The sequence below is a fragment of the Bradyrhizobium lupini genome (assembly GCF_040939785.1).
GTDB lineage: Bacteria > Pseudomonadota > Alphaproteobacteria > Rhizobiales > Xanthobacteraceae > Bradyrhizobium > Bradyrhizobium canariense_D.
In genome coordinates, this window is record NZ_CP162553.1 from 161746 (window position 1) to 175191 (window position 13446).

Here is a 13446-nt window from a genome sequence, read left to right on the forward strand (position 1 = left end):
CCTGACTCTCGGCTGAACTAAGGTCTTTTAGCACGGCGAGGCGGAGGCGCCAGCGATTACCTTGCGGCGCCCTATTTCGCGTCCTTGGTGGCAACCGCCTGACGGTCGCGCGCGGCAGCAAGTTCGGCCTCGATCTTGGCGCGTTGGTCCGGCGGCATGACGGCCTGATCGCGATCCGGCGGCAGATCGTGCACCGGCAGATAGCTACCGGCCTCTCTGGGATGCGCTTGAGCATCGGAAGGCGTCATATCCGCGAGCTGGCTCGAGCAGCCGCCCAGGGCGAGCGTCGCCATCAGCAGCGCGCCACAGATCCGCCGCGACTTTTGCAGGTCCCTCAACGCCAACACTAGGGAAATCCCCACTTCGTCCCAAAGCACGGCCCCGGGCAACCTTACCCAAGTCCGCGCCCAAGCTCAAACCATTGCTGCCCAAATGGTGCGAGCGAGAAAATAGCCCCAGTCCATCAAGCCGAGCGGTGCGGCTCGATTGTGACGGAACCAAGAAAATTTGTCGCACTGCAACACATCTTCGAGAGTGTTTAACGCCAAACATGCGAGCTTCGCGGTGACGAATACGGAATGAATCGTTACTGTTCTCCTCATGAGTATGGCCACCACCGATACGCCCAAACCCGAGACGAAGTTCGATGCGGAAGCCTTCGCGATGAATGTCGCGCGGGCGATGGAAAGCGGCGGCAAGGCGCTTGCCGCGTACCTGAAGCCGCGCGAGAGCGGCGAGGTGCAGGATCGTCCGCCGGCGGAGCTTACCGAGGTCATCAAGACCTTTACCGCCGTCGCCGAATACTGGCTGTCGGATACGTCGCGGGCCTCCGCACTCCAGACCAAGCTCGCCAAGGACTATCTTGACCTCTGGGGCTCGGCGGCGCGCCGCATGGCCGGTCAGGACGCACCGCCCGCGATCGCACCCTCGCCGCGCGACAAGCGCTTTGCCGATCCGGAATGGAAGTCGAACCAGTTCTTCGATTTCATGATGCAGCTCTATCTGCTCACGACCAAATTTGCGCAGGAGCTTGTGCGCGAAGCCGATGGCCTCGATCCGCAGACCCGCCGCAAGGCCGAGTTCTACGTCCAGCAGGTCACCAACGCGATATCGCCCTCCAACTTCGTGCTGACCAATCCGGAAGTGCTGCGCGCGACGGTGGCCAGCAGCGGCGAAAATCTCGCGCGCGGCCTGAAGATGCTGGCCGAGGACATCGCCGCCGGCAAGGGCACGCTGAAGATCCGTCAGTCCGATCCGGACAATCTCGTCGTCGGCGTGAACATGGCGACGACGCCCGGCAAGGTGATCTACCAGAACGAGATGATGCAGCTGATCCAGTATGCGCCGGCGACGGAGAAGGTGCTGCGCACGCCGCTCCTGATCATCCCGCCCTGGATCAACAAATTCTACATCCTCGATCTCAAGCCGGAGAAATCCTACATCAAATGGTGCGTCGATCAGGGCATCACCGTGTTCGTGATCTCATGGGTCAATCCCGACAAACGCCTCGGCGCCAAGAGCTGGGAAGACTACATGAAGGAAGGCCCGCTCACGGCGATGGACGTGATCGAGAAGGTCACCGGCGAGATGAAGGTGCACACCGCCGGCTATTGCGTCGGCGGCACCATGCTCGCGACCACGCTGGCCTGGCTCGCCGAGAAGCGCCGCCAGCGCGTGGCGTCCGCGACGTTCTTCGCGGCACAGGTCGACTTCACCCATGCCGGTGATTTGCTCGTGTTCGTCGACGAGGAGCAGATCGCATCCCTCGAGCAGGACATGAAGGCGGCGGGCGTGCTCGAAGGCTCGAAGATGGCGATGGCCTTCAACATGCTGCGCTCCAACGATTTGATCTGGTCCTATGTCGTCAGCAATTACCTCAAAGGCCAGCAGCCGAGCGCGTTCGACCTGCTGCACTGGAATTCGGACGCGACCCGCATGACCGCGTCGAACCATTCGTACTACCTGCGCAATTGCTACCTTGAGAACCGGCTCTCGACCGGCACGTTGGTGCTGGACAACACCTTGCTCGATCTCTCCAAGGTCATGGTGCCGATCTACAATCTCGCAACCCGCGAGGACCATATCGCGCCGGCTGAATCGGTGCTGTACGGCTCCCAGTTCTTCGGCGGCCCGGTGAAATACGTGCTGTCCGGCTCGGGCCACATCGCCGGCGTGGTCAATCCGCCCGCCTCGAACAAATACCAGTACTGGACCAACGACAACGTGAAGTCCGCCAACGTCGCCGAGTGGATGAAGGGCGCGGTCGAGCACAAGGGCTCCTGGTGGCCGGACTGGCGGCAATGGCTGGGCGCACTCGATCCCGAGGAAGTCCCGGCCCGCACGGTCGGCAGCGAGGCGTTTCCCCCGATCGAGGACGCACCCGGCAGCTATGTCAGGGTTCGCGCATAGCAGAATCTTTCGCGCTTTCGTATAAGCTCCATGCCTGCAGCAGAAATTGATGAGGGGACCGGGTTATGACGCGTGAATTGTTCTGGCTGACACTGACGGTGGTCCTGACTGGAATCCTCTGGATTCCCTACACCATCAACCGCTGCCAGATCCGCGGGCTTGGTGGTGCGATGGCCAATCCCTCGCGCACCGACAAGCCGCAGTCGGAATGGGCGAACCGCCTGATGTTCGCGCATGACAACGCCGTCGAGAACCTCGTGCTGTTCGCGCCGCTGGTGCTGATCCTGAATGCGATCGACTACTCCTCGAAGTGGACGGTGCTTGCCTGCGCCGTCTATTTCTGGTCGCGCGTTGCGCATCTGATCGTCTATGCGATGGGTATTCCCGTCTTCCGCACCCTCGCCTTCACCGTCGGTTTTCTCGCCCAAGCCGTGCTGGCGCTCGCGATCTTCAAGGTGCTCTGATCGGCCCCGGTTGGGTTGGCGCCTGCAACGAACGGGTGAAATCTCGAAGGCCTATCGCGGCTGCCGGTGTTGCCGAATGACGACAGTGCGGAAAAAAGCAGCAATGCCCTCTTGGGCTGACACGATGGATCGCACATCCAGAGGTATATTTGCCCATCGCAATTGATTGATTCGGGGCAGACATGAATTGGAAGATTGCATCCGCCGTCGGCGCGTTGTCGCTCGTTGCCGTCGCGACCCAGGCTAACGCCGCAGATCTCGCCGCCCGTCCCTACACCAAGGCGCCGCCGATGATCGCCGCGATCTATGATTGGAGCGGCTTCTACATCGGCGCCAACGGCGGATATGGCTCGTCACGCAATTGCTGGGACCAGACGGTTGGTTTCGCGGCCGGCGTTGCGGAAGGCTGCCATGACGCGACGGGCGCCGTCGCCGGCGGCCAGATCGGTTATCGCTGGCAGAGCAGCGCCTTCGTATTCGGCCTCGAAGCGCAGGGCGACTGGGCGGACCTCTCCGGCCGGAACGCCAGCACCGTGCTCGGCGTCGCGAACCGCACCCGTGTCGATGCTTTCGGCCTGTTCACCGGCCAGATCGGCTACGCCTGGAACAGCGCACTGCTTTACGCGAAGGGCGGCGCCGCCGTCACCCGCAATCGCTACCGCGGCATCGGAACCGGCGGTCTGGCCGGAGCCGAGTTCGACGGTGCCGACGACACCCGCTGGGGCGGCACGGTCGGCGTCGGCATCGAATACGGCTTTGCGCCGAACTGGTCGGTCGGCCTCGAATACGACCATCTGTTCATGGGCCGGCGCGACGTTACCCTCGCGGCAAACGGCGTGCTGGCACCCGTCGGCACGTTCTCACGTACCGACCGCATTGGCCAGGACGTCGACTCGATCACGGCCCGCATCAACTACAGGTTCGGCGGCCCGATCATCGCGAAGTACTGAGAAGCGCCCCTCGCGGCCGTCATGCCCGGGACAAGCCCGGTCATGACGAGCAGCGAATGTTGCTCCTACGCCTCCGGCAATCCCAGCATTAGTCGCATGTTCTGCACGGCCGCGCCGGACGCGCCCTTGCCGAGATTGTCGAGCCGCGCGACCAGCACCGCCTGATGGTACTTGTCGCTGGCGAAGACGTAGAGTTCGAGCGTGTTGGTCTCGTTGAGCCCTTCCGGCTCGAGCTTGCCACCCTTGGTCGTCTCGTTCTGCAGCGGCATCACCGAGACATATTTTGAGCCGGCGTAACGTTCTGCCAATGCGGCTTGCAGGTCCGCACCGCTCGGCTTGCCGGGCAGCGTGTCGAGCTGGAGCGGCACCGACACCAGCATGCCCTGCCGGTAATTGCCGACCGACGGGATGAAGATCGGCCGCCGCGTCAGGTTCGAATAGAGCTGCATCTCCGGCAGATGCTTGTGCTCGAAGCCGAGGCCGTAGAGTTCGAAGGACGGCGCGCTGCCGTCCTCGAAGCTCGCGATCATCGACTTGCCGCCGCCGGAATAGCCGCTCACCGCATTGATGGTGACGGGATAGTCGTGCGGCAGCAGGCCGGCATCGACGATCGGTCGCAGCAGCGCGATCGCGCCGGTCGGATAGCAGCCGGGATTGGACACCTTCTTCGCAGCCTTGATCTTGCCAGCCTGATCCGGCGTCAGTTCCGGAAAGCCATAGGCCCAGTCCGGCGCGACCCGGTATGCGGTCGAGGCATCCAGCACCTTCGGGCCCGACGGCCCCATGCTGTCGATGAGCGAAACCGTTTCCCTGGCAGCATCGTCGGGCAGACAGAGGATGACCAGATCAACCTTCTCCATCAGCGCCTTCTTGGCCGCGGGATCCTTGCGCTTGTCGTCGGCTATCGTCTTCACGACCACGTCGCTCTGCAGCTTCAGCCGCTCGTTGATGCCAAGCCCGGTGGTGCCGGAGCCGCCGTCGACGAAGACGGTGGCCGGCTTTGTCGCAGCGCCAGTGGTCGGTGCTTTCGTCGTTTCAGTGAGGCTCATGGCGCGCTCCTTTCGTTGGTTTCGGATGCGAAGGCCTCCGGCCTTACGTCCTGCATCAGCTGCGCGATCTCCCTGGCGTCGGCATGGGCTTGCGCGCCAAGCGCATTGGCGATCGCCATATAATCGGCGTCGGACTTGTGCTGGTTGAGCTTGAAGCTGGCTTCGACCTCCTCAACCGTCATGACCAGACCCACGATCGCCTTCTTCATCGCCTCGAGCCGCCCGGCCGTCATCTTGCCCGACGTCCACGGCTTCTTCGGCAACAGCCAGTTCTCGAACTTGTTGCTGAGCGTATCGATTTGCACGGCCAGTTCACCATCCGACAACAACCGCACCGGCCCGGTCAGATGGACCGACTGGTACAGCCAGGTCGGCACCTGATCCGGCGAGACGTACCAATCCGGCGACACGTAGGCATCGGGGCCGTTGACCGCGAGGAGCCAGGAGGTCGTCCCGTCCGCAAGCTTTAGCAGCGGATTGTGACGGGCGACATGAAACGCGGCCTGCGGCGTGCCGTCCGCGGCATAGGTCAAATAGAACTGCAGCGGCGAGGCGATCGGCTTGTGGCCGTCGAAGGCGCACATGGTGCCGAAGCCGCGCGTGTCGGCGAATTTCAGGCTCGCGGCGCGGTCCTGCTTGAAAAAGGGTGGCGTGTACATCGTAGTCTCCTGCTGGCCTCCTTGGTGGCCGCCGGATCAGATCGCACTGACAGGAGAGAGAATGCCGCGGATCGGATCCAGCGGCAAAGACGATGATCTCAAACGCGATCGACCGCCCAAACCGCAAAGCTGCGGCGGCGGCGCCGGGCGAACAAAATGGTCGCGGCGTTGATCATGGCGCGGGGCTATAAGGCCAGTTGCGGTCGCCGTCAAGGTTCCGACGTCACACCACGCCCCAGATCCATTCCATGATCTTGGCGATCACATCTCCGAACAGCAGCAGCGCCGCCGACCAGATCAGTGCCGAGACGAAGTTGGCGGCCTGGAAGCTCCAATAGGGCATCTCGAAAATGCCGGCTGCAAGCGGCACGGAGGCACGCAAGGGGCCGAAGAAGCGGCCGATGAAGATGCTCGGCACGCCCCAGCTGCGCACGAAGGCCTCGCCTCTGGGCAGGAGTTCCGGATAACGCGAGAGCGGCCACATCTGCGCGACCTGCTCCTTGTAGCGATAGCCGAACCAGTAAGAGACCCAGTCGCCCAGCGCCGCCCCGATGCCACCGGCGATCCAGACCGGATAGAAGCTGATGCCACTCGCGCCGATCAGCGCGCCGATAGCGACCAACGCGCCCCAGGCCGGGATCAGCAGCGAGATGAAGGCGAGCGACTCCCCGAATGCGAGCACGAACACGATGGGAGCTGCCCACGTCTGGTGAGCGCGCACGAAATCGGCGAGCCCGTGCGCAAACTGCTCCATTCAAAAATAGCCTTTCCGTCCTGCCCGAAGGTGCTGCTCGATGAAAAGGACTGGTAAGCCAATGACTTGTGTGACATCAAGTCACAAAGCCAGGTCCAGCCGGACCGGACCGTCACATTGCCGGGAATTGATGGGGATGCGGCGTAAAATCGCCGGGATTGGCTCCCAACCACACCGCCCGGCCCGCCCCGCGATAACCTTTCCAAGTCAGAAGTGGCATAGTCGGCCCAACCGATTCGCCGCTCATGCGGCCCTCAAAACGCATAAAGATATATGTCCAAGCAGTTGAAGCCCAAAGCAAAAGACGATTTTTTCGGCGGCGATGAGCCCAAGCCCCGCGCCGCCAAGGCCGCCCCGCGCGCGGGCGGTGCCGAGGCCGACTACACCGCAGCCGACATCGAGGTCCTCGAAGGTCTGGAACCGGTGCGCCGCCGGCCCGGCATGTATATCGGCGGCACCGACGAGAAGGCGCTGCATCACCTCTTCGCCGAAGTCATCGACAACTCGATGGACGAGGCGCTCGCGGGGCATGCGACCTTCATCGGAGTCGAATTGAGCGCGGACGGCTTTTTGACCGTCACGGACAACGGCCGCGGCATCCCGGTCGATCCGCATCCAAAATTCCCGAAGAAGTCGGCGCTCGAAGTCATCATGTGCACGCTGCACTCGGGCGGCAAGTTCGACTCCAAGGTCTACGAGACCTCGGGCGGCCTGCACGGCGTCGGCATCTCCGTGGTGAACGCCCTCTCCTCGCTGCTCGAGGTCGAGGTCGCGCGCAGCCAGAAACTCTATCGCATGACGTTCGAGCGCGGCCACCCAAAGGGCAAGCTCGAGGATCTCGGCAAGATCAACAACCGCCGCGGAACCCGCGTGCGCTTCAAGCCGGACACCGACATCTTCGGTGCCAAGGCAGCGTTCAAGCCGCAGCGCCTGTTCAAGATGACGCGTTCGAAGGCGTATCTGTTCGGCGGCGTCGAGATCCGCTGGAATTGCGCGCCCGAACTGCTTAAGGGCGTCGACGACGTGCCGGCGGAAGCGACGTTCCACTTCCCCGGTGGCCTCAAGGACTATCTGGCCGCCGCGATCCACGCCGACACGCTGGTGCATCCCGACATCTTCTCCGGCAAGTCGGGCCGCAACGGCGCGCATGGCGCCTGCGAATGGGCGGTGGCCTGGACCGCGGATGCCGACGGCTTCCTGTCTTCCTACACCAACACTGTGCCGACGCCCGACGGCGGCACGCACGAATCCGGGCTGCGCAGCGCGCTGCTGCGCGGCCTCAAGGACCACGCCGAACGCGTCGGCCAGGGCAAGCGCGCGTCGTCCATTACGTCAGAAGACGTGATGGTGGGTGCAGCCGTGATGCTCTCGGTGTTCGTGCGCGAGCCTGAATTCCAGGGCCAGACCAAGGACCGTCTCGCCACCGCCGAAGCGCAGCGCATCGTCGAACAGGCGATGAAGGATCCGTTCGACCATTGGCTGTCGGGCAATCCGAACCAGGCCAACAGGCTGCTCGACTTCGTGGTCGACCGCGCCGAGGAGCGGCTGCGCCGCCGCCAGGAGAAGGAGACCGCGCGCAAGACCGCCGGCAAGAAGCTGCGCCTCCCCGGCAAGCTCGCCGATTGCAGCGATGCAGGGTTGGAAGGCTCAGAACTCTTCATCGTCGAGGGTGACTCGGCCGGCGGCAGCGCCAAGCAGGCGCGCGACCGCAAGACCCAGGCCGTGCTGCCGCTGCGCGGCAAGATCCTCAACGTCGCGTCCGCCGGCAAGGACAAGCTGACGGCGAATACGCAGCTCGCCGACCTCGTGCAGGCGATCGGCTGCGGGATGCTCGCGCAGTATCGGGAAGAGGATCTGCGCTATCAGCGCATCATCATCATGACCGACGCCGATGTCGACGGTGCCCACATCGCTTCACTGCTGATCACCTTCTTCTACCGGCAGATGCCGCGGCTGATCGACGAAGGCCATCTCTTCCTCGCCGTGCCGCCGCTCTACAAGCTGACCAACGGCACGAAGTCGGTCTACGCCCGCGATGACGCGCACAAGGCAGCGCTGATCAAGAGCGAGTTCAACGCCAACGCCAAGGTCGAGGTCAATCGCTTCAAAGGCCTCGGCGAAATGATGCCGGCGCAGCTCAAGGAAACCACCATGGATCCGGCAAAGCGGACCATGTTGAAAGTGGTTCTGCTTGCCGACGACCGCGACACCACGGCGGATTCGGTGGAGCGCCTGATGGGCACCAAGGCCGAAGCGCGCTTCGCGTTCATCTCGGACAAGGCCGAATTCGCCAACGACGACCTGCTGGACGTCTGATCCGCAGGCGCTGCCCGGTCGTATCCATCCAGAGCCCCGGCATGATGCCCGGGGCTCTTTTGTTTTTGGGAGATGACAACCGCTCTTTCCCGCCAATCCTGCCAACGTTCGCCTCGATTTCGTTGATCCCGGCCTCATCGCGCCGCGACTCGGCCAACGACTCACCGAGCCATGACTGATGCAGGACTGCCTCCATTTCGGACAAAGCCGAATTCGCTAACGAGAAGCTACCAAAACGCAAATCGCAAAATTCGACGTACTGCATTGATAATGCGTACTTATTTCACATTTCCACGACGGCACCCAGAATCCCTGCCGTGCGGCGTTTCCCGGCGACTGTGCCTGCTCTGCAACAGCATTTCGGAGAGAAGCAGGTATAGTCCGGGACATCAGATCACACGGACTTCAGTGCGCTCGCGCCTGCCAGACAGACCAAAGCTTGGGGATTTTTAAGATGAAGAAGATTTTGCTCGCACTGACCGCGGTTGCTGCCATGACCGCTTCGGCTTCGGCCGCTGACCTTGGCGCCCGTCCCTACGCGAAGGCCCCGATGGCGGCTCCCGTCGCCAACTGGACCGGCTTCTACATCTTCGGCGGCGCCGGCGGCGGCCTCTCGGCCTCTGACCAGCGCGTCCAGACCACGGTTGGCGCAGTTCCCCTGACGATCGATCAGCGCCAGGGTGGCTCGGGCTGGTTCGGCACCGTCGGTCTCGGCTACGACTGGCAGTTCAGTGGCACCTGGGTCGCCGGCGTGTTCGCTGACGGTCAGTTCGGCAGCATCCGTGCTACCATTCAAGATCCCCTGCTCGGCATCACCGGCAACCAGAAGCTGGAAGACTCCTGGGCCGCTGGTGTGCGCCTCGGCTGGCTGGTCGCTCCGAACGTTCTCTCCTACGTCAACGGCGGTTACTCCGGCGCCCACTTCGGCAGCACCAACTTCATGACCTTGGCTGGCGCTCCGGCCGGCGTTCACCTCAACGGCTACAACCGCAATGGCTGGTTCATCGGCGGCGGCGTTGAGAACAACCTGAACATCTTCGGCATCCAGTCGCCCGGCTGGTTCATGAAGACCGAGTACCGTTCGGCCTTCTACAATGCCAAGACCCAGGACATCCTGTTCGATGCCGGTAACCTCCCGGTCGGTCAGAGCATTCGCGCCAACAGCTGGAACCAGACGATCTCGACTTCGCTGGTTTACCGCTTCAACTGGACCGGTCCGGTCGTCGCGAAGTACTGATCCGAACGCAAGTTCAGACGTCAAAGCCCCGGCATCGTCCGGGGCTTTTTCGTTGTACGGTGCTTCAGCGGACCTTGCGTATGGACATGCATCCGCCCTGCGGCCTGCATCAGCGGCCATTGTATCCCGACCACGGCTACGGCTAGTCTCCCGGCAAGTTTTCGGGCCGCGGCAATCGTCATGTCGCGTCACGACAGAAGCAAACCGCCGGGGAGGAATGCATGCGCAGATTTCTGCTGATAGCAGGCCTGTTTGCCCTTGCCGTCGGGCTGCTCTGGATCGGACAGGGTACGGGCACCGTCGCGTGGCCGCGATCGAGCTTCATGGTCAACCAGCTGCAATGGGCCGGCTATGGCGCAGCCATGGCCGGCTTCGGGCTGGTGCTGATCTGGCAGAGCAACCAATAGAAGAACCAGGGAATAGCAGCATGACAACCAGTCGGTTCGATCTCCGCGGCAAGGTCGCGATTGTCACGGGAGGCAATGGCGGCATCGGGCTCGGAATGGCCCGTGGCCTCGCCGATGCCGGCGCCAACATCGCCGTGGTCGGGCGCAACGAAACCAAATCCGCCGCCGCCGTCGCTGATCTCAGTCAGCGCGGCGTGAAGGCGATCAGTGTTGCCACCGACGTCACCGACAAGGCGGCCATCGCCGCGATGATCGATCGCGTCGTCAGGGATTTCGGCCGCATCGACATCCTCATCAACAATGCCGGCATGAGCATCCGCAAGCCGCCGCACGAGCTCGAGCTCGACGAGTGGAACACGGTGATCAACACCAATCTCACCAGCGCCTTCCTGTGCTCGAAGCTGGCTTATCCGGCGCTGAAGGCGTCCGGCAACGGCAAGGTGATCAACATCGGCTCGATGATGTCGATCTTCGGCGCGAGCTTCGCAACGGCCTATGCGGCGAGCAAGGGCGGCATCGTTCAGTACACGCGCGCCTGCGCCAATGCGTGGGCGCCCGACAACATCCAGGTCAATGCCATCCTGCCGGGCTGGATCGACACCGACCTGACCCGCGGTGCGCGGCAGCAGGTATCGGGATTGCACGAGCGGGTGCTGGCACGCACGCCTGCGGGGCGGTGGGGCGACATCGACGACTTCGCCGGCATCACCGTGTTCCTCGCCTCATCCGCCTCCAACTTCGTCACCGGCACCGCGATCCCCGTCGATGGCGGGTTCTCGGTGATGGCGTAGGCCGCACCAATAAATCTGCACACAAAAAAGAAGCCCCGGACTATGCCGGGGCTTTTGAATTTGGGCAGTGATCGTCTTTTATGGCTGCTTGGTCGTTCGTTGACCCACTTAGTAGCGGGCGATGACCGGCGCGTCGAACTTGTAGCTGGCGCGCACGACGGCCCACTGCAGGTCGCGCGGCTTGGCATCGAAGCTGTAATTGCCGGAGGTGCCGCCGAGTTGATAGGTCTGGCTGGCGAAGGCTGCGTAGTTGTACTCGAGGCCGACGATCCAGTTGCGGGTGATGCCGTATTCCCAGCCGGCACCGACGGTCCAGCCGTTGGCCCAATGGGTCTGACCGCCGGAACCGGTGGCCGGACCGACCGTATCGGTGACCGACAGACGGTTGTTCACGCCGGCATAGCCGCCCTTGATGTAGAACAGGTTGTTCTGCACGGCGAAGCCCGCGCGACCGACGACGGTGGCAAGCACATTGGTGCGCCAGGAGAACACGTCGTCACCCGCGCCGAACGCGGTGTTCAAGAACGAGCCCTTGTTGTCGAGGCCCGAGATCGTGCCTTCCATACCGAACACGTAGTTGTTGGCCTGCCAATTGTAGCCGATCTGGGCGCCGCCCAGGATGCCGGAGTTGCGCTGACGGTAGCCCTGCCCCGGGGTCAGATCGCCAAACGGTGCGCCGGTCCCGTTGTTGATGAACTGCTCGTTGGTCCATGCACCGCCGATGTGGCCGCCGACATAGAAGCCGGTCCAGTTGAACATCGACTCCATATAGGCCGGCGCCTTTGTGTAGGGCCGAGCACCGAGATCGGCGGCGGAAGCGGCGCCGGTCGAAATCAGAGCGGTCGTGCAGGCGAAGGCGGCAATCAACTTGTTACGCATGGTACACCCCGTGTCCTTTGATGGGTGCACGCTCACACGCAGGTCTTACTCAAATTTGAATCAAGACAGTTAAGACGTCGGATTGGCAAGCAGCGCGCCTTCAATCCGTTTGCGCTGTTGCACGCAGGCAACGCGTCGAGCGCGATTTAACGCCGCGTTATCCCTACCGGGCCCTTGCGCTACCGTGCCGGCGCAGCCTTCGACTGCACGTGCTCGGGCCGGACGCCAAGCGCGAGCAGGCGCGCCGGAATGCCCTGGAGCCACGGCAGCGCGGTGATGAGGCGCAGGACCAGCGGCACTTTCAGCGGCCGGTCGCCGCCCTGCAAGGCGCCGCTGATGATGTTGTTCTGCACGATCATCTGCATCCGCTGCGTCATCTTCACCGGGAATTCGCGGCGACGGCGCACGGCATCGAGTTCGTCCTCCGACGGGCAGCCGCGCTGCAGCTCGTCCGCCAGCAGGTTTGCGGTCGCGACCGCATCCTGGACGGCGAGATTGACGCCGACACCGCCGACCGGCGACATCGCATGTGCGGCGTCGCCGATCAGAAGCAGGCCCGGCCGCGTCCAGCGCGGCAGGCGGTTGATCGCGACGGTGAGCAGCTTGACATCGTCGAAGTTCTTCACCTCGGCTATGCCGCTCTTCAGGACCGGCGCCATGCGAACGACGCCGTCGAGCAGCGCCTGCAATCCCCTCGCCTTCACCGCGTCGTATTGTCCCTTGGCGATGACATAGGCGCACTGCCAATAGTCGCCGCGGTCGAAGGTGATCATCATCTTGCCGGGCTCGACGCGCGCGAACAGGTTCTCGGTCTCGTTCGCCTTGCGTCCGACGCGGAACCACAGCACGTCCATTGGCGCGCCGATCTCCTCGACCTCGAGGCCGGAATGCTGGCGCACGGTCGAATGCCGGCCGTCACATGCGATGGTGAGATCGGCTTCGATATCCACGATGCCGTCAGGCGTATTCGCCCGCACGCCGGCGATGGTCTCGCCGCGGCGGATCAGATCGACGGCCTCCGTGTTCATCATCACCTGCAGCGAGGCGAAGCGCTGGCCGGCCTCGCGCAGGAAATTCAGGAAATCCCATTGCGGCATGAAGGCGATGAAGGGGTACTTGGTGCGGAGCCGGCTGAGATCGGCGATGCGAACGGGGGTACCGCCGAACAGGCCGTCCAGCTTTTGCAAGCGCTGATGCGGCAGCTTCAGGAATCCGTCGATCAGGCCGAGCTCGTCCATCACCTGGAGCGTCGAAGGATGCACGGTGTCGCCGCGGAAGTCGCGGAAGAAATCCGCATGCTTCTCCAGCACCACGACATCGATGCCGGCGCGCCCGAGGAGATAGCCGAGCATCATGCCCGCCGGTCCGCCGCCGACGATGCAACACCGCACCTTCAGCGAGGAGCCCTGGGGACGCTGCAACGTATCGGGTTTCACGGTCGGGTCCTCCTTCACGAGCCAAGCATTCTGTGCAGTGCAGCAAGCAAGATTCATTTGCTGCGGTTGTGAATGGCCGTTAGCCTTGCCTCCAA

Annotated in this window: 13 protein-coding genes; 7 read left to right on the top strand and 6 right to left on the bottom strand. The window is 63.2% G+C overall.

Features of this window, described 5'->3' with window-relative positions; all coding sequences use genetic code 11:
• Nucleotides 1–71 precede the first annotated feature (71 nt).
• Nucleotides 72–347 (bottom strand): hypothetical protein, encoded by a 276-nt coding sequence (locus tag AB3L03_RS00850; protein WP_027517741.1) that lies wholly within the window; start codon nt 345–347, stop codon nt 72–74.
• Nucleotides 348–600: 253 nt separating this feature from the next.
• Here AB3L03_RS00850 and AB3L03_RS00855 point away from each other — a divergent pair, with 253 nt between their 5' ends.
• From AB3L03_RS00855 to AB3L03_RS00865, 3 genes are all read left to right on the top strand, one after another.
• Nucleotides 601–2409, top strand: coding sequence for an alpha/beta hydrolase (locus tag AB3L03_RS00855; RefSeq protein ID WP_204511103.1), 1809 nt, complete (start codon nt 601–603; stop codon nt 2407–2409).
• Nucleotides 2410–2474: 65 nt separating this feature from the next.
• The gene (locus tag AB3L03_RS00860; protein WP_018454432.1) at nt 2475–2873 is read left to right on the top strand and encodes an MAPEG family protein; all 399 of its coding nucleotides are present in this window, start codon (nt 2475–2477) and stop codon (nt 2871–2873) included.
• Between the two features lie 182 nt (nt 2874–3055).
• Nucleotides 3056–3823 (top strand): outer membrane protein, encoded by a 768-nt coding sequence (locus AB3L03_RS00865; RefSeq protein ID WP_368508067.1) that lies wholly within the window; start codon nt 3056–3058, stop codon nt 3821–3823.
• Nucleotides 3824–3888: 65 nt separating this feature from the next.
• On the opposite strand, the gene argC is transcribed toward AB3L03_RS00865, so the two are convergent.
• The 3 genes from argC to AB3L03_RS00880 form a co-directional block, all read right to left on the bottom strand.
• Nucleotides 3889–4872 carry an N-acetyl-gamma-glutamyl-phosphate reductase gene (argC, locus tag AB3L03_RS00870; protein WP_368508068.1) on the bottom strand — a complete coding sequence of 328 codons (984 nt, stop codon included), beginning with the start codon at nt 4870–4872 and terminating at the stop codon, nt 3889–3891.
• Nucleotides 4869–5531: an FMN-binding negative transcriptional regulator gene (locus AB3L03_RS00875; RefSeq protein WP_368508069.1), complete on the bottom strand. Its 663-nt coding sequence runs from the start codon at nt 5529–5531 to the stop codon at nt 4869–4871. Before AB3L03_RS00875 ends, argC begins: the two co-directional genes overlap by 4 nt.
• Nucleotides 5532–5754: 223 nt before the next feature.
• Nucleotides 5755–6285 carry a DedA family protein gene (locus tag AB3L03_RS00880; protein ID WP_018454436.1) on the bottom strand — a complete coding sequence of 177 codons (531 nt, stop codon included), beginning with the start codon at nt 6283–6285 and terminating at the stop codon, nt 5755–5757.
• A gap of 273 nt (nt 6286–6558) precedes the next feature.
• Between AB3L03_RS00880 and parE the strand changes: the two genes are divergently transcribed.
• From parE to AB3L03_RS00900, 4 genes are all read left to right on the top strand, one after another.
• Nucleotides 6559–8601 (top strand): DNA topoisomerase IV subunit B, encoded by a 2043-nt coding sequence (gene parE / locus AB3L03_RS00885; protein WP_018454437.1) that lies wholly within the window; start codon nt 6559–6561, stop codon nt 8599–8601.
• A gap of 454 nt (nt 8602–9055) precedes the next feature.
• Nucleotides 9056–9838, top strand: coding sequence for an outer membrane protein (locus tag AB3L03_RS00890; protein WP_018454438.1), 783 nt, complete (start codon nt 9056–9058; stop codon nt 9836–9838).
• Nucleotides 9839–10059: 221 nt separating this feature from the next.
• The gene (locus tag AB3L03_RS00895; protein ID WP_007609848.1) at nt 10060–10245 is read left to right on the top strand and encodes a hypothetical protein; all 186 of its coding nucleotides are present in this window, start codon (nt 10060–10062) and stop codon (nt 10243–10245) included.
• A 20-nt stretch (nt 10246–10265) separates the two neighbouring features.
• Nucleotides 10266–11036, top strand: coding sequence for an SDR family NAD(P)-dependent oxidoreductase (locus AB3L03_RS00900; RefSeq protein WP_018454440.1), 771 nt, complete (start codon nt 10266–10268; stop codon nt 11034–11036).
• Nucleotides 11037–11144: 108 nt separating this feature from the next.
• Here the strand turns inward: AB3L03_RS00900 and AB3L03_RS00905 are convergent, their stop codons facing one another.
• Nucleotides 11145–11915, bottom strand: a complete 771-nt coding sequence (locus AB3L03_RS00905) for an outer membrane protein (protein WP_204511099.1) — start codon at nt 11913–11915, stop codon at nt 11145–11147.
• A gap of 179 nt (nt 11916–12094) precedes the next feature.
• Entirely contained in the window at nt 12095–13351 is a 1257-nt protein-coding gene (locus AB3L03_RS00910) for an FAD-dependent oxidoreductase (RefSeq protein WP_368508070.1), read from the bottom strand.
• Nucleotides 13352–13446: the final 95 nt, after the last annotated feature.